We start from the raw sequence: 19,996 nt of genomic DNA on the forward strand, positions 1-19,996 counted from the left end.
CATTAGGGCTTAGTGATTAGTCATTGGAGCCGCTGCTAGCAACCCGGCAACATCCCTTGCGTTGAATCAGCGGCTCTCTGTATAAGTCTGCTCCAATTGTTCCGCTGCGGCGGATTTTCTTGTTCCACGGAAGGAGCCGACGACATGTTACGGACCGCTTTGCTGCTAGGGGCGGCTTCCCTTGTCGCCGCGACTGGATGTACGACCACGCCGATGATGTTCGGCAAATCGCTCGCCAAAGAGTTGGTCGAAGAGAACGTGAAAATCGTCGAGCGCCGCATCAGCGAAGAGATCCCCGGCGACACGCCGCAGGAAACCGCCGTCGCGATGCTGAAGAAGATGGGCTACGAGTGCAAAATCGAGCACGCCGAAAAGTTCGTCTATCACAAAGCGGTCACGGACGGCTCGTTGGTCCCGGTCGAACTGTACGATCGCGACTTCATCCAGTGCAGCTACACCCGCAAACATTACTTCGCCGAAGAAGACACCACCACCTTCGCCGTGCTGCTGAACAACGGCCGCGTCGAACGGGTGCTGGTCAACTGGGAAGCGAATCTGGCGGACGTCGCGAAAGTGGACGTCAATCTGACGACGCGATAGCGCTCAATTTCTTTGTAGCGCGCCAGATCGCCTGATAGAGTGAAGTGAGGATCTGCGTTTTGATCCTCCTTTTCGATTCCAGGCATTTCTTGATTCCGAATGACGCGCAAAGCAAAGACCTATCTGTTCGTCGTTGGGGGCGCGATCCTTCTCATAATCGGCGTCCCCATTTGGTTCATTTATGGACCGCCGCGTCGGCTCATAGTTTCAAAAGAAACGACCGTCCTGACGGAGCCGCTGACCGCAGATGGGCAGGTCGACTATCGCGAAGCGTACTTGCAGCGACAACGCGACGGCGTGACGCCGGAGAACAATGCGGCCGTTCCGCTTGCGCAAGCGACCTGGCAAGGCGTACCGTACGAATCGCCCAACAAGGAATTGACGGAGTATCTGTTTCGCGAGCTGGGAATCCCGGAGATGAAATTTGATGGGATGGATGTAGAATTTCGGACTTCCCGATTCCGACAACTCTTCCTCTCCTGGGCGAGTGATAAGTGGGGAGTCGATCTCACCGATGAGTCGATCTACGATTTCGATCCTGGCGAATACTTGGAGGACGTCCGGTACCGACCTTGGCGTCGCGCCGACTATCCGCCGTTAGCGACATGGATCGATGAGAATGAACAGCGACTTCATTTGTTGCACGACATGGAGCACCGGGACAAGTTTTACTTTCCGCCTCCCCGATTTGCCCTTCCCGACCGGATGCTGCTCGGCAGTACCAACGACGGTCGACAACAGTTGGACCATGCTGCGCGGGCGCTAAAAATGCGGGCGATGATGCACATTGGCGAGGGAAACTCGCGTCTCGCGTGGCGTGACTTGCGGCTCATCTACCTGATGTCGCGAATCCATTCCAAGGATTCGTCCGTGGACGACGTCTCGAACGCCTATGCGATCGAAAGGGTCGCGTACGATGGCATGAAATACCTGCTCGACAGCGGGAATTACGATCGGCCGCTCCTAGAAGAAATTGCCCGATTCCTTGCCGATTTGCCTCCGAGACTGGACGTTGGAGCGGCGCTCGACACCGTCGAGCGCTGGATGATTTTAGAGTGCGGGCAGAACGCCCAGACGATGACCGACATCACCATCGAAGGAGCGTCGGATGGATATCCAGAGCTGCTGAATCTTCCGTACGACAAGAACGCGATGCTGCGGCGGATCAACCAGCGATTCGATCGATGGGGGACGATCCTCAAGATCGACGAACCAGCGAAATACGCGCACGACGCCTATCAGCAATCCGATCAGGACGACCAGGAAACGATCGCCTGGGATGGTCGTGGCGCCATCGCCGCAGCGACCATCAGTCAATCGGTTCGCGGCGTCTACGCCGCCGACGTGGTTTGCGTTTTGGCCCTTTACAACATCGCCTGGGCCAAACAGGACCTCTTTCAAGCGACGATGGAGCAGCAAATGCTGCAAGTCGCGATACGACTGGCCATATTTCATCTCGAACATGGCGAGTATCCCGAGACGCTCTCTGCACTTGCCGATCAGCCTGACACCGCCGATTTACGCGACATTTACGCACCTGGCGATGAGTTGCACTACGAACGTAACGACGAAGGCGGCTACTTGCTCTACAGCGTTTTTGAAGACGGCGTCGATGACCATGGTAACGTGCCGCTTGAAGAGAGCGTAGAAGGGGATTCGCGGACAATCATGGGGAATTTCTGTGGCTGCATTGATCCTGATTATGATCGTGATTTGGCCATCCGCTTTCCGATTCCAGCCCCAACGCCACTGAAGAAACCATTGTCCAAAGCGGAAGATTTGTCGGACGATCCGTTTTTTTCAAACCCTTTTAACTAGTTCGTCCGGAACCTGACGACCTTCGCCATTTCCGCATCATCCGGACGAAATCGCATGACTGACGAAGAACTCTTCGCCCAAATAGAATCTCGTTTTCCCGACCTTGCCAAGGTCGACGTGAATCTGACGACGTGGTAAGTCGCGACTCGTTTGTTTCGCGATAGTTCGCCTGCTAAAGTGAGGCGGGGATCTGCAGGTTGATTCTCATTTCTCCGCCAGGCGACTCTCAACTTCAAATGACGCGTAAGACCAAGACTTATCTCTTCGTGGTAGGAGGCGCGTTTCTCCTGCTGGTCGGCATACCGTTGTGGTTCATTTTTGGACCGCCGCGGCGGTTGGTGATCTCCCCAGAAACGACCGTCCTGACGGAGCCGCTGACCGCCGATGGGCAGGTCGATTACGTCACGGCCGTGATAGAGCAACAGCGCGTCGGCGTTACGCAAGACAACAATGCGGCGATCCCGTTGCTGCGGGCGACGTGGCCGTGCGAGCTAGAGCCGAACGAACAGCAGATCGTTTGCGAGGAACTGGGGATCGAACCGCCGCAGAAAGATGGCCTGAACAAGCTAGATTACGACGACGCACGCCTCGAGCGGATCACCGCCTGGGCGAGCGAGAAGTGGGGCGTCGATTTAACGGACGAAGCGGAATTCGACTTCAATCCGTATGACCATATCGAAGAGGCGACTTCGCATCCCTGGTCCCGCGCACAGATTCCACCGCTCGCAGAGTGGATCGACGATCACGCCGATTCGTTCGCCTTGCTTCACCAGATGGAAGACCGGGATCACTTCTTTTGTCCCTCTCCCAGTCTATTCGTCGCCGGCCGTTCGCTCGCCTCGACCGTCGGGCCTGACGTGGTCGTTATGCGGACTGCGGCTCGGGCCCTTTCGACTCGCGCGATGATGCACATTGGCGAAGGGAAACCGCAACTCGCCTGGCGCGATCTGCGGCTCCTGTTCGTCATGACCCGTTTGCCTTGCGTGGAGCGGCATATGGTCTACACGTTGGTCGCCTGCGCGGTCAACGGAATCGCTTGCCAAGGGTTGGAACAATTGCTGAATAGCGGTCAGTGCGATCGCGCGCTACTTGAGGAGATCGACCGGTTCTTCACGGCCTTGCCGCCGATTGCCGATCCGGCGATCATCGTGGACCAGTACGAACGGTGGATGCTGCTGGAAATGGTCGTGAGGGAAAACCACGAGGAATGGTTCTCCTTGCTGTTTGTCGATCCCGATCGGCCGCAAGGTCCCAAGTGGCTGCTTTCCTTGCCAATCGACAAGAACGCGACGTTGCGCCGAATGAATCAGCGGATCGACGAGATGGCCGCGATCATCGCCATCCAAGATCCGCTGCAAATGAAGCTCGCTGGCAAGCAGTTTGACGACCAGCTTCAACAAGCCGTTAACGACTGGGGCGATCTGGGGCCAACGGCCGCGGCGACCATCAGCCAATCGGTTCGCGGAATCTATGCGGCGGACCTGATGGCTAGCTGGTTGATGACGGCTTACCCTCAGGCCAAGTTGGCGCAATTCCGCTGCAACACGACCGAACGGATGTTACGCGTGGCCGTCGCGCTCGAAAAGTTTCGACTGGAAGGGGGCGAGTATCCGGACTCGCTCTCGCAGCTTTCCGGCCAGCTTGACGTTCGACTGCTGATTGACCCGTACGCCGCGGGCCGCCAATTTCGCTACGAACGTCGCGACAAAGGTTACCTTCTGCTCAGCGTCTTTGAGAACGAACTCGACGACGGCGGCGACTCGATCAGTGGCGAAATACTGAACGGCGAATGGGTCGGAGAAGACGAGGAACGCAGCAATTGGCCAGACGTCGATCTCGTCCTTCGATTCCCCATGCCGCCACTGGTCCTGACGAAACCGAAAACGCGTGCGGAAGTAGAAGCCGAATTCGACTGGCTCTACGGCGACGAAGGCGGGAATGAGGAAGAGATGCTCGAGGAAATGGAAGAAGCGTATCCGGTAGAGTAGAACTTTCTCGTGAACGACGAAGAACTTGTCGCCCAAATCGAACATCGATTCGCCGTTGACGCAGAGGCGCAGGAATTCATCACGCCGCGACGCGATGCTCCGTACGTGCTGTTCGGTCCCGAGTCCGATCTGCTCGGCTTGTTGTACGTAACGAAGCCAGCGACCATCGGCGGTCTGTTGAGCGTCAGGGAGCACTTCCCTCCGGCCGAGATCGCCGTTCTGGGTCGGTATGGACTTCCGAGTCGCTTCGATCTGGCGTGGATAAACCGCCTTTGCACTTCGCAGACGATCTATTTCTTAGGTGACGCCGACCCGGTCGATCTGCTCACTTTCGCGTGGTTGCGGTTCCGCCTACCGGAATTCCGTTTTCGCTACCTGGGCGTTAGCGACGAACTCATCGCAGCCTCAGGGATGTCGCTCACGTCCAACGTAACGATCGAGCTTTCGCCTGACGAATTAGAAGCGCTCGATCTCGTGCGAGAGGCGCTCGTTGATCTGCCGGACCTGCTCGGTCCGCAATGCGCCGCGCTGTTGGAACAGGGGAGAAAGGTGGAGGTAGAAGCGCTAATCTCGTTCGGCACTCGCTTTCTCTCCGCGGCGTATGAGCGCTGCCGGGCCGATTAGCCCCTCTGACGCCCCAATTGTCAGGCTCTTTCCCTATTCACAACTCAAAATCACACTGCGCATCATTGCCGCAAGGTTGAACTTGCCGCCGCAGCGCAAAAACAAGACGAGTCGACAATCCTCATTTTTCTGAGCATCGCCGGCTCGTCAGGCTGGACAAGCGCTAATCCGTCTACGGATGACCCATCCATCAGCGATCAACCGATCGCCTTATCGACCCATTTTGGCGGCTTGATTCACCGTCAGCGCAATCTGCGTCAACTTGTCGTCAGCCGCTTCTTCATCTTCCATATTCTGCTTTAATAATTGCAGTCCGTCGACAAAATTCAAGAGCTCGGCCCAAGTGCAAAGGGTGCCGTAGGTCGCGATCTCGTAATGTTCGATCTTTTGGGCGGCCGCGATCAGCAGCGCGTCCATCACCTCCTGCTCGGCGTCGAGCCGCATGATGCCGCCCGCTTCGCGAATCAAGCCGGCCATTGCTTCGCACTTTTTCGCTTTCGGCGGTTGGCCGATCGATTCGAAGACTTCTTCAAGTCGCTCCACGTGCGTTTGCGTTTCGTAGAGGTGACTTTCAAAGACTTGCTTCAGCGCATGATCGGACGCTTTTTCCACCATTTGCGGTAAAGCCTTCACAAGCTGCGTTTCGGCGCTCAGCACGTCTTGCAACTCTTCCAAAAATGCGTCGGCGAGCGAATGCGTGGCCATCGGAACGACCTCCTTCGAGAATTGAACTGCGTTTTCCTTCACTGGTACAAGGATGGAAGTTGCAAACGACATGCCGGCCGAATCTGCTCGACTTACGTCATTTCGGGTGGCAATTATGATCGCGCGGGGACCAGGACGGTCGTTTCCGAATCGTGGTCGGAGGTTTCGCCGGAATCGCAAGCGAGGGGAAGTGCGCCCGCACGTGAATTTTTTCCCAAGACGAGAACGGAGCTCGACGCTATGCAAAGAATCGATCGGCCCACGCCTGCGCCGCTTCGGCGATTTGTTGTTCGTTGAATGCGGCGAAGCCGAGGATCATCCCAGGCGTCTTTCCCGCGGAGGCCGAGTATTGGTCGACCAGGTGATATTCGACGCCGGCCTCGTCGGCGGCACGTTGTAAGCGACGATTTTGCCGCGAGTCGCTCGCCTTAGCGACGACGTGCAAGCCCGCTTCATTCCGCTGGAATTCCATCGCCGAGCCGAACGACGTTTCGAGCGCCGTGAACATCGCCGCTTGTCGGGCGGCGTACAACTTCCGCATTCGCCGCAAGTGCCGCGCGAAATGGCCTTCTTCGATAAAGTCGGTCAGCGTCGCTTGTTCAAAGACCGGCGAATGGCGATCGGCCAGCCAACGTGACGTGGCGAACGCGCGGACCAGCGGTTCCGGCACAACCAGATATCCGAGCCGCATCCCAGGGAACAGCACTTTGCTGAAGGTCCCCAGGTAAATGACCGAGCCATGCGGATCGATCGCCGCAAGCGCCTGCTGCGGACGTGCGGCGAAACGGAACTCGCCGACGTAGTCGTCTTCGATAATCCACGCATCGCTCTGCTCGGCCCATTCGAGCAGTTGCATCCGCCGCGGCAGGCTCATCGTCACCGCCGCAGGCCACTGGACGCTAGGAGTGACATAGGCGAGCTTCGGCCGCGGGCAAAGTCGCTCACCGGCCGCGACGTCAATTCCTTGCTCATCGACCGGCACCGGCACGCCGACCGCGCCATGCGCGGTGAACGCATGCCACGCGGGACTGTAGCCTGGCTGTTCGAGCCAGAACGAATCGCCAGGATCAAGCAACAGCCGCGCGATCAGCTCCAACCCTTGCTGCACGCCGCTAGTAACGATGATTTGCTCGGCCGAACAGGCGACGCCGCGCGATGCGCCGAGATAGGCGGCGATCGCACTGCGGAGCGGCGGATAACCTGCCGGATCGACTCCCAAATAGGTCAGCCGCGGCAAGCGACGGATCCGCCTATCGGCCAGACGCTGCCAGATGTCGCGGGGAAACTGATCAATCGCCGGCGTATGGGGACGAAACGGCAGCGGCGTCGTGATCGTCCGCGGCGCCCAATCGGCGTACCGGTCTACTTCTTCGGCACGCTTCGCCAAGCCGCGGCGCGACGTCTTTGGGGATGGCTTCTTGGCGACGGAAGAGGGCGCCGTTTGCTCGGGAAGTTGTTGCGAAACGCGGGTGCCGGAGCCGATCTCCGCTTCCAGATAACCTTCGGCCAGCAGTTGTTCGTAGGCAGCGGCGACCGTGTTGCGGGCAATTTGCAGTTGATTGCAGAGACCGCGGGTCGACGGCAACTTTTCGCCGGGACGAAGTCGCCCGCTCCGGATCGCCTCGCGGAGCTGCGATTCCAGCTGTCGATGAAGCGGCTGTGATGCGTCTCGGTCAATCTCGAGCGTATCAAATTGAAAGCGTTGCGAGCGGCGCTGAACCATCGAAAAGTGGCTCCCTGAATTGGCTGGCAAGTGGACCTTTTTCAGGTCCACACCAATCGTATCATGAGGGAAGAACGAACGCAGCAACTTCCTTATTTCAAGGAGTCGAAAAATGTCTCAGCGATTGGACTACTACAAATTGTCGCCCGAACCGTTCCGTCACCTGATGGCGATCGAAAAGCATCTCCACCAATCGACGCTGGAGCATGTGCTGCTCGAACTGGTCAAGCTGCGAGTGTCGCAGATCAACGGGTGCGCGTTTTGCTTGAACATGCATTCGACGCTGCTGCGAAAAGCAGGCGAACCGCCGCATCGGATCGATCTGGTCGCCGCGTGGCGCGAAGCGCCTTGCTATAGCGACCGCGAACGAGCCGCGTTGGCCTGGGCCGAAGCGGTCACCTTGCTGCCGCAGCACCAAGTGACCGACGCCCTGTATGACGAGCTAGCGGCGCAGTTCGACGAAACTGAAATCGTCGACCTGACCGCGGCGATCGCGAACATCAACGCGTGGAACCGCTTCGCCGTGCCGTTCTGCAAAGCGCCGGAGATTGAAGAAACGGCGACGGCGTAAGAGACAAAACACTAGCCCGCAGCGCAAGCGAGGGAATGTGTAAGGCAATCAGTTCAGAGTTGGCAGCCGCATTCCCTTGCTCGCGCTGCGGGCTAGTAAAGAAGCACAACTACATTTCAACCTTTAGGCGGAGAAATAGATTAATGAAACGATTCCTGGCACTGACCGTTGTGCTTTTTGTTGGCGCTATGGTTTGGCGGATCTCGGCGCATGAAACGGCGCATGGTCCGAATGTGAAACCGGTGATGTCGCACGAGATCCAGGAAAAGGTCGACGGTATCGCGACGCGAGCAGTGATGGCCGAAGTCACTTGGCAAGGAGGAGATTTCTCCGAGGCGCATCGCCATCCAGGGCCGACGTTCGTCTATGTCCTGGAAGGGGAAATCGAAACGCAGGTCGAAGATGGCCCGATCGTGCGGCTGAAGCCAGGAGACACGCTGTACGAACCGTCGATGGCGCTGCATCGGTTGACCCGCAACATGAACCCGGACAAACCGGCCAAGATCCTGGCGTTTCATTTGACGCCAACCGACGCCAAAGAGTTGGTGATTCCGGAACCGACCGAAAAATAGCCCGAGCCGCGAGCCTGACTCGATTCGCCGGACGCATTCCCTCGCTTGCGCTGCGGGCTAGTGTTTGAACGCCCGGTTACTTCAGCACATTCAGCAGGTTGCTATAGTCATCGGTCCAGAGACGATCGACCACCAATTGCGATGGTTCGATCGTCACGGCGCGGCGGATGGTTTCGCTCGCGAGCAGCGCCCGGTTGTTGGTCGCGATCACCCAATGGGCGCCGGTCTTTTGATGGGCGACGTCGGGAGCGGCGACGAAGTAGAGCGTTTGCAGATCGCAATCGTTGGCCAGACCTTCGACGACCGGTCGCAGGTCGACATGCATGTTGCTGATGTGGACGGCGATCACGCCATTGGGTGCAAGTCGTTGGCGATAAATGTCAAACGCCTCGCGCGTCAGCAAGTGGGTCGGAATCGCGTCGCCGCTGAACGCGTCGAGGACGAGCAAGTCGAATTTCTGATTCGTCTCCGCTTCGAGCGAAAGTCGTCCGTCGCCGAGGACAATCTCCACCTTCGCCGGCGAATCTTTCAGATAGCTGAAATAGTCTTCCGCCAGTTCGACCACTTCCGGGTTGATTTCGTACATGCGGAAGGTGTCGCCGGGCTTGCCGTAGGCGGCGAGCGTTCCGGCGCCAAGTCCAACGACGCCGACGCGCAGCGGACGATCCTCGGCGGACAACTCGCTCAGGACGATGCCGACGCCGGTTTCCGGCGCGTAGTACGACGTCGGTTCGGTGCGGCGTTTGTCGTCGAGGAATTGGAAACCGTGGACGATATGTCCATGGAACATCATGCGGCGGCGTTCTCCGTCCGACGCTTGATCGTCAACGTGCAGCACGCCGTAAAAGTTGCGCCGCGAAACGAGATAGTCGCCGCTGAAATTGCGAAGTTCGCCGTAGACGACGACCAAGAGCAGCGGAATCGCCCAGGCCAAGCGTTTCGGTAGCGGAGCAGGTGTCGGTTGGTCGGCGGGGTTGGCTGCGACCGCTTTGCTGGTCGCCGAGAACAGGATTCCGCCGGCGATCAGGAAACTGCCGAGAATGAAAATCGGCGATTCAAAATAATCGGTCAGCGCCATGGGGCAAATGAGCGAAACAAGGACGCCTCCCAAGGCGCCGCCAGCGGAAATGGTCAGATAGAACTCGGTCAGACGAGCCGGCTCGGGCTTCAAACGAACCAGTTCGCCGTGACACGCAAAGCAGGCGAAAAAGAGGGAAGCGAAGTAAACGCCGATTGCGGCGACCAGTCCCAACGAACCGCTCGACCAATCGACTAGGGCCACGCCGGCCAGCGAAGCCATCGTCAGCCAAGCGACCGTCTCGCGGCGATACCAACCTTCGCTATCGAACGCCAGGATGAAGGTGAGCAAGTACAAACTGAGCGGTGCGACCCAGAGGAGCGGAACGACCGCCATGTCTTGGCAAACATGATTGGTGACCGCCAACAGGCCAAAGCTGGCCCAGGCCGGCAACAGGAGCCACTTGGCTCGCGTCCGCCATGAAATCGCGGGACTGCTCAACGAAGAGGTAGGGACTTCGCCCGTCGGCGTTTCCGCCGGCGCCGAGCGCAACTGCCAGACGACGATCGCCAACAGCGCGGCGAACAAGCCGAACCCAATCGACCACTGCGCGGCTTGCGTCGAAACGGCGAAGTTCGGCTCGATCACAAACGGATAGCTAAGCAGCGCCAGCAGCGAGCCGACGTTGGATAACGCGTAGAGTCGATAGGGCGATACGCCAGGGAATCGCCGACCGAACCAGGCTTGCAGCAGCGGACCGTTGGCGGCGAGCAAGAAGTAAGGCAACCCGATCGTCGCGGTGAGCAACAGCAAGATGCGGAGCGCCGGAGCGTCTTCAGGAGATGGTTTCCAACTGATGTCGGCCAAGACCGGCGACAAGACCGCCGCCGCAATCACCAACAGCAAATGAACCGCTCCTTGCCAGAGGAGCGGCAGATAGCGCGTCGTCAAATGGGCGTAGAGATAGCCGAGGAACAGCACGACCTGAAAGAAGAGCATCGCCGTCGTCCAGACCGCTGGGCTGCCGCCAAACCAGGGAAGGATCGCTTTGCTGACGATCGGCTGGATTTGGAACAACAACAGCGCACTGACGAAAACAGCCGCGGCAAAACAGCAGCGCAGAAGTTCAGGCAGGCGAAACATATATCGGAACTCGTTTATTCATAATAAAATGGCGTCGCGATAAGATAGCTCACGGGTCGGATTGAAACGCCACAAACGGTTGAAATGCGCAATTGAGCGGGGAGCAAATCAACTCTAGATCCAGGGGAGGGGGTGGAATTATGCGAAATGTTCAGAGTTTTTCGCCAAGAAAAGGTGCAAAATTAATACTGTCGGAGCCAGAATTGTGCTTTTCATGGCGGAAACGCCGACATTAGAATCGGGTTTGTTGTCCTCATCCCACCGTCCCTCTGGCTTTTATGCCTGATTGACGGAAAATCCTCTTCTGTTGCTTGGAGACAATTGATTCGTGTACGCCACTGTTTCTCTTGAAGCGGAGGCGATGGCGGTCCTGCGGGACTTTGCCAGCGCTTACGCCAATCGAGATCTGGAGAAACTGCTGGCGGTATTTTTGCCTGAACCGGACGTGGTGCTTCTGGGAACGGGCCAAGACGAGAAGCGTCTCGGTCTAGCCGGAATCTGCGAACAGGCGGAGCGTGACTGGGAACAAGCCGACACGTTACATTTTCGCTTTGGATGGCGAAGCGTATCGTGCTACGGCGACGTTTGCTGGGTCGCGGCCGATTGTTTTGCTCTGGTTCAAGCGGGTTACCGCCAAGCGGAGATTCCTCTCCGGATTACTGCAGTCCTGGTTCGCACCGTAGAAGATTCGTTGCGGATCGCCCAGCTTCATTACTCTTCGCCGGTCCTGCCGGAAGATGAGTCCGATACCTGTCTCGAGTAGAATTTTGGCTATTATTTGATTACAAGGTTATCCTTGACAGGCAAAAAGCCCCTCCGACATCGGAGGGGCTTTTTTCATGCGCGGACTTCCAAGGTATAATAAGCCGTTCTCTCTCCGAAGCCGTAATCCAAGTAGTCTGGGATGATCCGAACCTTTCTCAAATCGAAGATTCACCGCGCCACGTGCACCGAGGCTTGCCTCGACTACGAGGGGAGCGTGACGATTGACAGCCTGCTGATGGATGCGGCCGATTTGCTCGACCATGAACAGGTCGACATCTACAACATCACGTCGGGTACTCGCTTAACGACCTACGCCATTCCGGGCCCGCCGGGGAGCGGCGTGATCTGCATCAACGGAGCGGCCGCACATCTGGTAAATCCGAAAGATCTGATCATCATCGCAAGTTACGCGCAATACAGCGAAGAAGAACTCGCTGATTACGCGCCGATCGTCGTGCAAGTCGATCAGCACAACCAGATTATGACTCCCGTCTCGAAAAATTAGAGACCGAACGAATCCCGCTATCTTCCCATCCACTCTGGCTTGCGGCGGGCTACGTGTCGTTACCTCTATATGATGGTAAGTCGCGATCGTGAATTTCTGAATTTTTCTCGTGCTATCGGTCTATGCCGGTCGATGGAACTGTCTACTTACGCTGTTATCCGCGACAACACGCTGAATCTCGGGGCAGCCTCCAGTACGGAGGGAAGACTCAGCAGGGCAGCACGGATAGCAGCGTTTTTTCGTTCTTGACCAACTGACTGCAGATCTGGTCGGCAAATCCGCAGCAAGCGGTACATGCGGCAAATTGAGAAATCTACCGCCTCTCATCTTCGCTAACCCGCAATCTGGCCGAAGTTAACCGACATGCGCCAAGGCGTTCTTGCGGCTTGGCGTGCGCAATTCTCCCCCCGATTTCGCCTGCAGAGACTAACGAGGAAACTGCCGTGCTGACCAGCAACGCCGTCCACTGGTACGAAGGAATGTTTCTTTCGCCTCATCATTTCCAGGCGTCAGAAATGCACCAGGCCTATCAAAATCGACGGGGCGATCTCTGGATCCAGCGACATCATTGGGGCCTCCGTTCGATCGATCTCGATATCGACGCGTTGACCAACTCGCGACTCGTCGTTCGTTCGCTCGAAGCGCGTCTCCGCGACGGCGTGACCGTTTCCCTTCCCAGCGACGGTCAACTGCCGGTCATGGATTTGCGCCACGCGATGGCCGATCGTCAGAATCTGACGATCTATCTGGCCGCGCCGCAATTGGTTTCGGGGCAATCAAACGTCGCCGACAGTTCGGGAGCACACGCGCGTTACCTGGTCGAAAACCTCGACGTCGAAGATCAAAACAGCGGTTCCAACCAACAAACCATCCAGATCCGCCGGCTCAACTTGCGATTGCTGCACGACGGCGACAATCACGCCGGTTACGAAACGCTGCCGATCGCCCGCATCCGCCGTTCCGACCGGGGCGAAGCGGTGCCGCAGCTCGACGAAACGTACATTCCGCCGCTGTTGGCTTGCGACGCCTGGCGTCCGCTGCAAGCGAACATCTTGCAACGCATCTACGATCGCCTGGGGCGCAAGCTTGATCTCCTCTCGTCGCAGATCGTCAGCCGTAAGATCTCGTTCGACAGTCGCGGGCAAGGGGACCAGCAGCTGCTCGAACAGCTGCGAGCGATCAACGAATGCTACCCGGCGATCCAGATGATCGCGTTCACGCCTGGGACGCACCCGATCAACGCCTTCTACGAATTGGCCCGCACGATCGGCAAGCTGGCGGTCTTCGGCTCGATGCGTCGTCCGCCGGAAATGCCGGCCTATGACCATGACGATCTGGCCGGCTGCTTCTGGCGACAGAAACAGTACATCGACGCGCTGCTCGACGCGGTTGTGGAGCCTGACTATCGCGAACGTCACTTCGAGGGCGCCGGTCTCCGAATGCAGGTCGACCTTGAACCATCGTGGTTGGAAGGCTCGAACAAACTGTTCGTCGGCGTCGAAAGCTCGCTGCCGCCGCAACAGGTTGATCGCCTGCTCACCCGCGGACTCGACATGAAGATCGGCAGCAGCGACAAAGTGGTCGAACTCTATCGCTTGGGTCAGGCCGGTCTCCGGTTCAACTACGCCAGCCATCCGCCGCGCGCATTACCCGCGTTGCCGGGGGTCTCGTATTTCGAGATCGATCGCGACAGCCAACCGGCGCAGTGGGATCAGGTGAAACATTCGCTGACGCTGGCGATTCGTCTGAACGAAAACCTGATCGTCAGCGACATCGAAGGGCAACGCCGCTTGACGATTCGGGTCGACGGACAATCGACCACGCTGCAGTTCACGCTCTACGTTGTGCCAAACGAACCGGGCGTCGCCTAAACGCCTGGCAAAACTGCACGCCGAATTAACTTTGCTCCCTAGCGCTGGACCTGGGCGATCGACATGGTAAAGTCGATCGCGACGCTCGAAATTCGATTCGAGCCAATCTGGTCTTTCCCGGGCGCAAAGGAACTGCTGTGCAAGTCGCCGTCTTCAGCACCAAGTCGTACGATCGCGAGTTTTTGTTAAGCGCCTCAACCGAGAGCGAGATCTGTTACGATTTCTTCGAGGAGCGGCTGACGCAGCGGACCGTTGTTCTGGCTCGCGATTTTCCCGCGGTCTGCTGTTTCGTGAACGACGAACTTTCGGCGAGCGTCATCGAAGCGATCGCCGCCGGCGGGACCAAGATGATCGCGCTTCGCTGCGCTGGGTTCAATAACTGCAATCTGCATGCGGCGGCCGAACATGGCGTGAAAGTCGCCCGAGTTCCGGCTTATTCTCCCTACGCGGTCGCCGAGCATACGGTTGGCCTGATTCTGACCCTCAATCGCAAGTTTCACAAAGCGTATAATCGAGTCCGCGAAGGGAACTTCGCTTTGCAGGGAATGCTCGGTTTTGATCTCCATGGCAAGACGATCGGCGTGGTTGGAACCGGCAAGATCGGCCAGATCGCCGCGTCGATCTTGCAAGGCTTCGGCTGCCGCATTTTGGCCTTTGACGTTCATCAAAATCCGGAATGCGTCGCCGCAGGGGTTGAGTACGTCGAGCTTGATCAACTCTTCGCCGAAAGCGACGTCGTCACGCTCCATTGCCCGCTGTTGCCGTCAACCAAGTATCTGGTCAACGAGGCGAGCATCGCCAAGATGAAGCCGGGGGTGATGCTGATCAACACAAGTCGCGGCGGACTGGTTGATGCGAAAGCGGTCATTGAAGGGTTAAAGACAGGACAGATCGGTTACGTCGGACTCGACGTCTACGAAGAAGAAGCGGATCTCTTTTTTGAAGATCGCTCGGAACTGGTGATTCAGGACGACGTGTTCTCGCGTCTGCTCACGTTTCCCAATGTCCTGATCACCGGGCACCAGGCATTTTTTACCCGCAACGCGTTGGAAGCGATCAGCCAAGTGACGACCGAAAACTTGCGTCAGTTTCTGAAAGGAGAGAAACTGGCGAATGAGGTTGTCGCCAGTTAACCTACCGAGAGGGATACCGATGACGCAGCGTCAAATTGTGATCGCGGCGACTCTGTGTTCCCTCTTTGTCTTGGTGAAATTCGATCAGTATCAATACGCAGCTCATTGCACTCGCCGCGGCAAGATTGTCGGCGAATTAGGCGGGAGCATCGGCTCTCTGATGGACTGGCCCTTTGGCCGCGAAGTCTTCATCTCATTTACGCATCCACTAGCGGATGACCAGTTGCAGCGACTCTCCACGATCAACGCTCGTGGACGCGATTATGTGACGGTCTATTTCGATTGCCAAGTGACCGACCAACAGTTGCAAACGGCGCGGCAAGTTCTCTCGCGCTGCAGCGTTATTGCGTCGCGAGAGAAAAATGCCGATGACGCGGCAGAGGCTAGTGACCCGACGCCGCCGCAGCAATGATTCCGACGATCACCAGTCCGTAAAGGACGACGGAGAAGAGCCCGAACAGGATCGCGATCACCGCGTGAACGCTTCCTTTCACTTCCGGCTGGCGATTTCGTTTGACCAGACCCATGATCCCCAGGATCACCGCGGCGAGTCCAAACGGAAATCCAATCAATGGAATCAGGCCGACAATCCCAAGGTAATAGCCAATCAGGGCCGGCAGGTTCTTGTAGGGAATAATACCGCCAGTTGCATCTCCACCGGGGGTCGCCATGGTTCGCAGTCCTCAAAAAGAAAACATGAATAAGCGTCTATCAATGTACTGGGTCGCGAGCGGGAAACCAGTGTTTCCATTCAAATTGATAAGGCTTTACGGACGAACAATTCCCAGCCTTACAACTTGAGTCGCCACCCAACTAATCGTAAGCCGCCGGCGAAAGTGGACACCGATTTCTCCAAGATTCGAACCGGCCGCCGTCTCGTGTTACGATAGTTCGATCCCTAATCGCATACCTGCCGTTTCCGCTTCCTTCCCACCATCTCTGGACAGCCCCATGAAACGACGTCACTTCCTCGCCGCAACTTCCGCCGCCGTAATTCTGCCGCATCTCGCCTTTGGCGACGCTCCCAAGCGCAAGGTCGCCGTGATCGGGCACACTGGTCGTGGAAATTATGGACATGGGCTCGATACCGTCTGGCAAGAGATTCCGGCCACCGAGATTGTCGCCGTCGCTGACGCTAACTCCGCCGGCTTGGAGAAGGCGAAAGCGAAGCTGAAGCTAGAGCGGGGCTACGCCGACTATCGCCAGATGCTGAGCGACGTAAGGCCGGAGTTCGTCGCGGTCGCGCCGCGCTATGTCGACGAGCATCGCGACATGATCCTCGCAGCGATCGACGCCGGCGCCAAAGGAATCTACTGCGAAAAGGCGTTCTGCCGCACGCCGGCCGAAGCGGACGAGATCATCGCCGCCGCCGACAAGCAGGGGGTCAAAATCGCGGTCGCTCATCGCAATCGCTACCATCCGGCATTGCCGCAGATCAAAGCGCTGATCGCCTCGGGAGAGCTTGGCAAGCTGATCGAAATGCGTGGACGAGGCGTCGGCGATCGCCGCGGCGGCGGTGAAGACCTGTGGGTCTTGGGGACGCACATTTTCAACCTGGTCGACTACTTCGCCGGAGCGCCCCGGTCCTGCTCGGCGATCATGCTGCAAGATGGTCGCCCTGTGACGTCGGCCGATGTCCGCGAAGGGGCGGAGGGACTCGGTCCGCTGGCCGGTAACGAGTTGCACGCGCGATACGAAACGGAGCAGGGGATCGTCGCCTACTATGACACGGTCGCCGACGACGGAACCGATCGTCAGGCCTATTGTCTGCAACTGATCGGCGGTAAAGGAATGGTGACGATCTTCATTGATCGCAATCCAATCGCCTATTTCTCGCCAGGCAATCCGTATCAAACGACCGAGCCGCGGCAATGGCTGCCGATCACTTCGGCCGGAGTCGGCAAGCCGGAACCGAATCCCGAAGCGTGCAAGGAAGTCGCCAATCACGTCCTGGGGGTCAAAGACCTGATCGACGCGGTCGACAACAATCGCCAACCGCTATGCAGCGCGACTGATGCCCGGACCGCGGTCGAAATGGTCTGCGCCGCTTTTGCGTCGCATGTGGCGGACGGCAAACGGGTTAACTTCCCGCTGCAAGAGCGGGGGAATGCTCTGGCGAGTTGGAAATAGCGAGAGAATTCTAAAAGAACCCACCCATCTGTCCGCCTCCTCCTTGCCCCGGCTCTTCGCCCGCGTCGAGGATTTCGACTCCGATCAACAGCAAGTGACGTTCGCCGTGGGAATCGCGGGTCGACAGGATCGTCGCTTGACCGCTTTCAAGCAGGACGGCGGTGTCGATGGTCATGGTCGTCGTCGAAGGAGGTGCGCCGGCGACTTGCGGCGATTCCTCTTCATCGTCGTCGTCCTCTTCTTCATCGTCATCGTCGTCATCCGGATAGGCGATGTCGGATCGTTCGAAGTTGACTTTAAGCAGCGCCCGATGTCCCATGATTTGCGGCGCGACGGTGAGCAGCGTGCCGACGTTTTGCTGCGAATAGCTGTTGGCCCGCGCGGCGGTCGCGCGGCCATCCGGACCGCGCTGTGGGACGATTTGCGTGCCGGTGACGACCGGCTCTCGGCGTCCCTGCTGCACTTTCGTTTCGTGTCCCGTGACGGTCGTCAAATCGAAGCTGTCGATTACGTCGAACTTCTCTCCGTTGTTGATCATCTCCAGCATCTCTTCAACCGGAATCAGCGGCTCATGCGGAGACTTCACCTTTCCTTCGGCTTCCAAGAGCGCTACGCGAACGCGCACCATCCGCGGCGGCATCGGGGGCATTGGCGGCGTCACCATACCAGGGAACGGACCGACGCCCGGCATCCCGTTGAATTGCGATTCTAGCGTCCCATGCTGCTGCACGGCGCTCGACTGCGGCGGACCATACTGCACGATGCCGAACTGCACCGTGCCGTTTTGGACGTTGACGTCGGGCGTTTTGCTCGGTTGCGGTTCCGGCATATCGGGTCGCGGAGGAATATATTGCTTGATGCGGCCGGAGGGGGCTGCGTTCTCGTCGCGCGGAACTTCGACGTATCCCTGTTCGTACTGGCTGGGAATCTGCGATAGGCCGCTACCCTTGCCCGGCGGGTCCGCGAGCGGAGCGGCGGTCTGTTTGCCAGGGGCGGAATCGGGGGAATTCGATTGCGGCGGATCGTCGCCTGCTTGCAGAGCAGAGGAGATCGCCAGCAACAACAACAGGGCAAGTCGAGACGTCATCAAGTTTCTCCAACAAAGCATGCTGAGGGGGCTTGGGCAGCGCTACGGCAGTTCGCGCCGCAGGTCGAGCACCCAGTCTTCGCTGTTGGGCGCTTCGAAGGTTAATGTCGAACCGTCAGCCGTCGGGTTGACTGGTTTGCTGAACTCACCGGTTCGTGGATTGAACCAGCGAGCGAACCGTGGGTTTTGCAGTTTTTCCGCTTTCAGGCCGATCTTGCCGCCAACCGGCAAATATACAACCTGCCAAGCGCCATCTTCGGTCGACGCCGCGGCGACGTAATGGTTCCGGTTTTTCTCGCCTAACTGCGAAGCGAGCAGGTCTTGATCGGGACGAAGCTTTTCGCGCGGGCCGCTGGCGAAGAAGTCATAGAGCACCGTCATCGATTTCGTCCCTGGCGTTTCGAGACCAGCCGTCCAAGGTTCGACGTTTCTCAGGTTGCCATGGCTTTCGGCGTCCCCTTTTTTCTCGTTCCAAATCCAGATCGAGTTGTGACCAAACGTCACGCCGGCCGGGGGTGAAATCAGGAGCGACCAGTAGGCGGCGCGACGCACATGCTGACCGTCGTGCACTTTCTTCGACTCGTAGGCGGGATGGGCTTCGTAGTTCGGCTCTAGATTGACGATCGGCCGCGCGATCACTGCTTTGTTCCAGGCGTCCTTCACCGGGCCGGCGACATGCCAATTCAATGCACCGGCCGCATCGCCATGTCCCGATTGATAGCCGACGAAGTCATACCACGACTGATCGGCGAACTTGTCGACAATCCAGTTTTGTCCCGACGCATGCAGCGTGCAGAGTCGCTGAGAATCGCCAAAGACGTTTTGCCCGATCCGTTTCCAGCGTTCGACCGAGTCTCCCTTGAATGGGCAATCGCCCGAGAGCATCCAGATCACGTTGTAGGCGCCCCAACGAGCTTTAATGTATTCGGCCAGCCGCTGAGCGTCTTTCTCCGGCAGGATGTTGCCGGGATCGCTCGGATTGAGCGCCCACAGCACAACCGGGCAAGCGACCATTCCATGTTGATTGATCGCGACGACCCGCTTATCGAGCCGCTGGAACTCTTTGGCGTTCACGCCGATCGGCTTGGTCGGGTAATAAACGCGGTCGGGAATCGTCTTGTCGCCGCCGCGCCATTGCGTGCTGACAAATTGGATCACGGTGAATTCTTGCTGCTCGCGCATCGTCAGGTAGCGATCCCACTGTTCGTCGGTCGCTTTCAAGACGCCGTTCCACGCGGTGTCGCCGAGAAAGAAGAAAGGCGTTCCGTCTTCGTATTGAAAGAAGAGTCGATTCTCGGTCAGGCGAATCGGTCCATGCTTGTAGACGGGGCTGTCGCCAAAGTATTCGATGCAGTCGAACGTCCCCGACTTGCCACTGAGCGACGCTTGCTCTTGGCAGCGAGTCGTCCATTTCCAGGGACCCAGTTCATTTGGGCTTTGGCGAAATCGCCAGGTGCGATCTCCGTCCCAAAACGCTTCGACCGTCGACGTTTTTCCGCTGGGAGAAGTAAAATCGACATAGACCCGCGCGTCCCAAAGGGGTTTATCGAGTTCTTTGTCGCACTCCAGCGCTTGATCGAAAACGTCATAGCGAGCGACATTGGCGGCCAAAAGGGGCATAGCGGTAAACAGAATCACCGCTAAGGCGGCGAGCGGGCGGAACATCGGAGCGTCTCCGGAGAAGGGATGGGACGATTCCCCGTATTCTAGAACCGGCCGCGCGCTAAACGCTAGGAAAAATTG

General features: G+C 58.0%; 18 protein-coding genes. 12 read left to right on the plus strand and 6 right to left on the minus strand.

Going from position 1 to position 19,996, the window contains the following annotated elements:
- Positions 1-144 precede the first annotated feature (144 nt).
- From LOC68_RS16060 to LOC68_RS16075, 4 genes are all read left to right on the plus strand, one after another.
- Positions 145-600 carry a hypothetical protein gene (locus LOC68_RS16060; protein ID WP_230220583.1) on the plus strand — a complete coding sequence of 152 codons (456 nt, stop codon included), beginning with the start codon at positions 145-147 and terminating at the stop codon, positions 598-600.
- Positions 601-699: 99 nt separating this feature from the next.
- Positions 700-2,418, plus strand: a complete 1,719-nt coding sequence (locus tag LOC68_RS16065) for a hypothetical protein (RefSeq protein WP_230220585.1) — start codon at positions 700-702, stop codon at positions 2,416-2,418.
- A 236-nt stretch (positions 2,419-2,654) separates the two neighbouring features.
- Positions 2,655-4,406: a hypothetical protein gene (locus LOC68_RS16070; protein ID WP_230220587.1), complete on the plus strand. Its 1,752-nt coding sequence runs from the start codon at positions 2,655-2,657 to the stop codon at positions 4,404-4,406.
- Between the two features lie 9 nt (positions 4,407-4,415).
- Positions 4,416-5,030 (plus strand): hypothetical protein, encoded by a 615-nt coding sequence (locus LOC68_RS16075; RefSeq protein WP_230220589.1) that lies wholly within the window; start codon positions 4,416-4,418, stop codon positions 5,028-5,030.
- Positions 5,031-5,240: 210 nt separating this feature from the next.
- On the opposite strand, the gene LOC68_RS16080 is transcribed toward LOC68_RS16075, so the two are convergent.
- Together LOC68_RS16080 and pdxR are read right to left on the minus strand one after the other, a co-directional pair.
- Positions 5,241-5,735 carry a ferritin-like domain-containing protein gene (locus tag LOC68_RS16080; RefSeq protein WP_230220591.1) on the minus strand — a complete coding sequence of 165 codons (495 nt, stop codon included), beginning with the start codon at positions 5,733-5,735 and terminating at the stop codon, positions 5,241-5,243.
- Between the two features lie 238 nt (positions 5,736-5,973).
- Positions 5,974-7,458, minus strand: coding sequence for a MocR-like pyridoxine biosynthesis transcription factor PdxR (gene pdxR, locus LOC68_RS16085; protein WP_230220593.1), 1,485 nt, complete (start codon positions 7,456-7,458; stop codon positions 5,974-5,976).
- 112 nt (positions 7,459-7,570) lie between these two features.
- On the opposite strand from pdxR, the gene LOC68_RS16090 reads away from it, so the two are divergent.
- Entirely contained in the window at positions 7,571-8,029 is a 459-nt protein-coding gene (locus LOC68_RS16090) for a carboxymuconolactone decarboxylase family protein (RefSeq protein ID WP_230220595.1), read from the plus strand.
- A 143-nt stretch (positions 8,030-8,172) separates the two neighbouring features.
- On the plus strand, positions 8,173-8,601 hold the full coding sequence (locus LOC68_RS16095; protein ID WP_230220597.1) for a cupin domain-containing protein: 429 nt from the start codon (positions 8,173-8,175) through the stop codon (positions 8,599-8,601).
- Positions 8,602-8,677: 76 nt separating this feature from the next.
- Here LOC68_RS16095 and LOC68_RS16100 read toward each other — a convergent pair whose 3' ends face one another.
- Positions 8,678-10,762: a fused MFS/spermidine synthase gene (locus LOC68_RS16100; RefSeq protein WP_230220599.1), complete on the minus strand. Its 2,085-nt coding sequence runs from the start codon at positions 10,760-10,762 to the stop codon at positions 8,678-8,680.
- A gap of 328 nt (positions 10,763-11,090) precedes the next feature.
- On the opposite strand from LOC68_RS16100, the gene LOC68_RS16105 reads away from it, so the two are divergent.
- The 5 genes from LOC68_RS16105 to LOC68_RS16125 all read left to right on the plus strand — a co-directional run bounded on the left by LOC68_RS16105 (position 11,091) and on the right by LOC68_RS16125 (position 15,448).
- Positions 11,091-11,525, plus strand: coding sequence for a nuclear transport factor 2 family protein (locus tag LOC68_RS16105; protein ID WP_230220601.1), 435 nt, complete (start codon positions 11,091-11,093; stop codon positions 11,523-11,525).
- Between the two features lie 141 nt (positions 11,526-11,666).
- The gene (gene panD, locus LOC68_RS16110; RefSeq protein ID WP_230220603.1) at positions 11,667-12,032 is read left to right on the plus strand and encodes an aspartate 1-decarboxylase; all 366 of its coding nucleotides are present in this window, start codon (positions 11,667-11,669) and stop codon (positions 12,030-12,032) included.
- Between the two features lie 443 nt (positions 12,033-12,475).
- Positions 12,476-13,903, plus strand: coding sequence for a type VI secretion system baseplate subunit TssK (gene tssK / locus LOC68_RS16115; protein ID WP_230220605.1), 1,428 nt, complete (start codon positions 12,476-12,478; stop codon positions 13,901-13,903).
- Positions 13,904-14,040: 137 nt separating this feature from the next.
- Complete coding sequence (locus LOC68_RS16120; protein ID WP_230220607.1) at positions 14,041-15,036, plus strand: 2-hydroxyacid dehydrogenase; 996 nt, start codon at positions 14,041-14,043, stop codon at positions 15,034-15,036.
- A gap of 19 nt (positions 15,037-15,055) precedes the next feature.
- Positions 15,056-15,448: a hypothetical protein gene (locus LOC68_RS16125; protein ID WP_230220609.1), complete on the plus strand. Its 393-nt coding sequence runs from the start codon at positions 15,056-15,058 to the stop codon at positions 15,446-15,448.
- Here LOC68_RS16125 and LOC68_RS16130 read toward each other — a convergent pair.
- Positions 15,420-15,707: a hypothetical protein gene (locus LOC68_RS16130; RefSeq protein WP_230220611.1), complete on the minus strand. Its 288-nt coding sequence runs from the start codon at positions 15,705-15,707 to the stop codon at positions 15,420-15,422. The two genes, LOC68_RS16125 and LOC68_RS16130, sit on opposite strands and share 29 nt — an antisense overlap.
- A 280-nt stretch (positions 15,708-15,987) precedes the next feature.
- Here LOC68_RS16130 and LOC68_RS16135 point away from each other — a divergent pair, with 280 nt between their 5' ends.
- Positions 15,988-17,166: a Gfo/Idh/MocA family protein gene (locus LOC68_RS16135; protein WP_230220613.1), complete on the plus strand. Its 1,179-nt coding sequence runs from the start codon at positions 15,988-15,990 to the stop codon at positions 17,164-17,166.
- Between the two features lie 10 nt (positions 17,167-17,176).
- Here LOC68_RS16135 and LOC68_RS16140 read toward each other — a convergent pair whose 3' ends face one another.
- Together LOC68_RS16140 and LOC68_RS16145 are read right to left on the minus strand one after the other, a co-directional pair.
- Positions 17,177-18,253 carry a hypothetical protein gene (locus tag LOC68_RS16140; protein ID WP_230220615.1) on the minus strand — a complete coding sequence of 359 codons (1,077 nt, stop codon included), beginning with the start codon at positions 18,251-18,253 and terminating at the stop codon, positions 17,177-17,179.
- Positions 18,254-18,295: 42 nt separating this feature from the next.
- On the minus strand, positions 18,296-19,918 hold the full coding sequence (locus LOC68_RS16145; protein WP_230220617.1) for an apiosidase-like domain-containing protein: 1,623 nt from the start codon (positions 19,916-19,918) through the stop codon (positions 18,296-18,298).
- Positions 19,919-19,996 lie beyond the last annotated feature (78 nt).

Source organism: Blastopirellula sediminis (assembly GCF_020966755.1).
Taxonomy (GTDB): Bacteria; Planctomycetota; Planctomycetia; order Pirellulales; family Pirellulaceae; genus Blastopirellula; species Blastopirellula sediminis.

Coding starts and splice junctions, on each gene's coding strand:
- LOC68_RS16060 (WP_230220583.1), top strand. CDS start 145: ATGTTACGGACCGCTTTGCTGCTAGGGGCGGCTTCCCTTGTCGCCGCG.
- LOC68_RS16065 (WP_230220585.1), top strand. CDS start 700: ATGACGCGCAAAGCAAAGACCTATCTGTTCGTCGTTGGGGGCGCGATC.
- LOC68_RS16070 (WP_230220587.1), top strand. CDS start 2,655: ATGACGCGTAAGACCAAGACTTATCTCTTCGTGGTAGGAGGCGCGTTT.
- LOC68_RS16080 (WP_230220591.1), bottom strand. CDS start 5,735: ATGGCCACGCATTCGCTCGCCGACGCATTTTTGGAAGAGTTGCAAGAC.
- pdxR (WP_230220593.1), bottom strand. CDS start 7,458: ATGGTTCAGCGCCGCTCGCAACGCTTTCAATTTGATACGCTCGAGATT.
- LOC68_RS16090 (WP_230220595.1), top strand. CDS start 7,571: ATGTCTCAGCGATTGGACTACTACAAATTGTCGCCCGAACCGTTCCGT.
- LOC68_RS16095 (WP_230220597.1), top strand. CDS start 8,173: ATGAAACGATTCCTGGCACTGACCGTTGTGCTTTTTGTTGGCGCTATG.
- LOC68_RS16100 (WP_230220599.1), bottom strand. CDS start 10,762: ATGTTTCGCCTGCCTGAACTTCTGCGCTGCTGTTTTGCCGCGGCTGTT.
- panD (WP_230220603.1), top strand. CDS start 11,667: ATGATCCGAACCTTTCTCAAATCGAAGATTCACCGCGCCACGTGCACC.
- LOC68_RS16125 (WP_230220609.1), top strand. CDS start 15,056: ATGACGCAGCGTCAAATTGTGATCGCGGCGACTCTGTGTTCCCTCTTT.
- LOC68_RS16130 (WP_230220611.1), bottom strand. CDS start 15,707: ATGGCGACCCCCGGTGGAGATGCAACTGGCGGTATTATTCCCTACAAG.
- LOC68_RS16135 (WP_230220613.1), top strand. CDS start 15,988: ATGAAACGACGTCACTTCCTCGCCGCAACTTCCGCCGCCGTAATTCTG.
- LOC68_RS16140 (WP_230220615.1), bottom strand. CDS start 18,253: ATGACGTCTCGACTTGCCCTGTTGTTGTTGCTGGCGATCTCCTCTGCT.
- LOC68_RS16145 (WP_230220617.1), bottom strand. CDS start 19,918: ATGTTCCGCCCGCTCGCCGCCTTAGCGGTGATTCTGTTTACCGCTATG.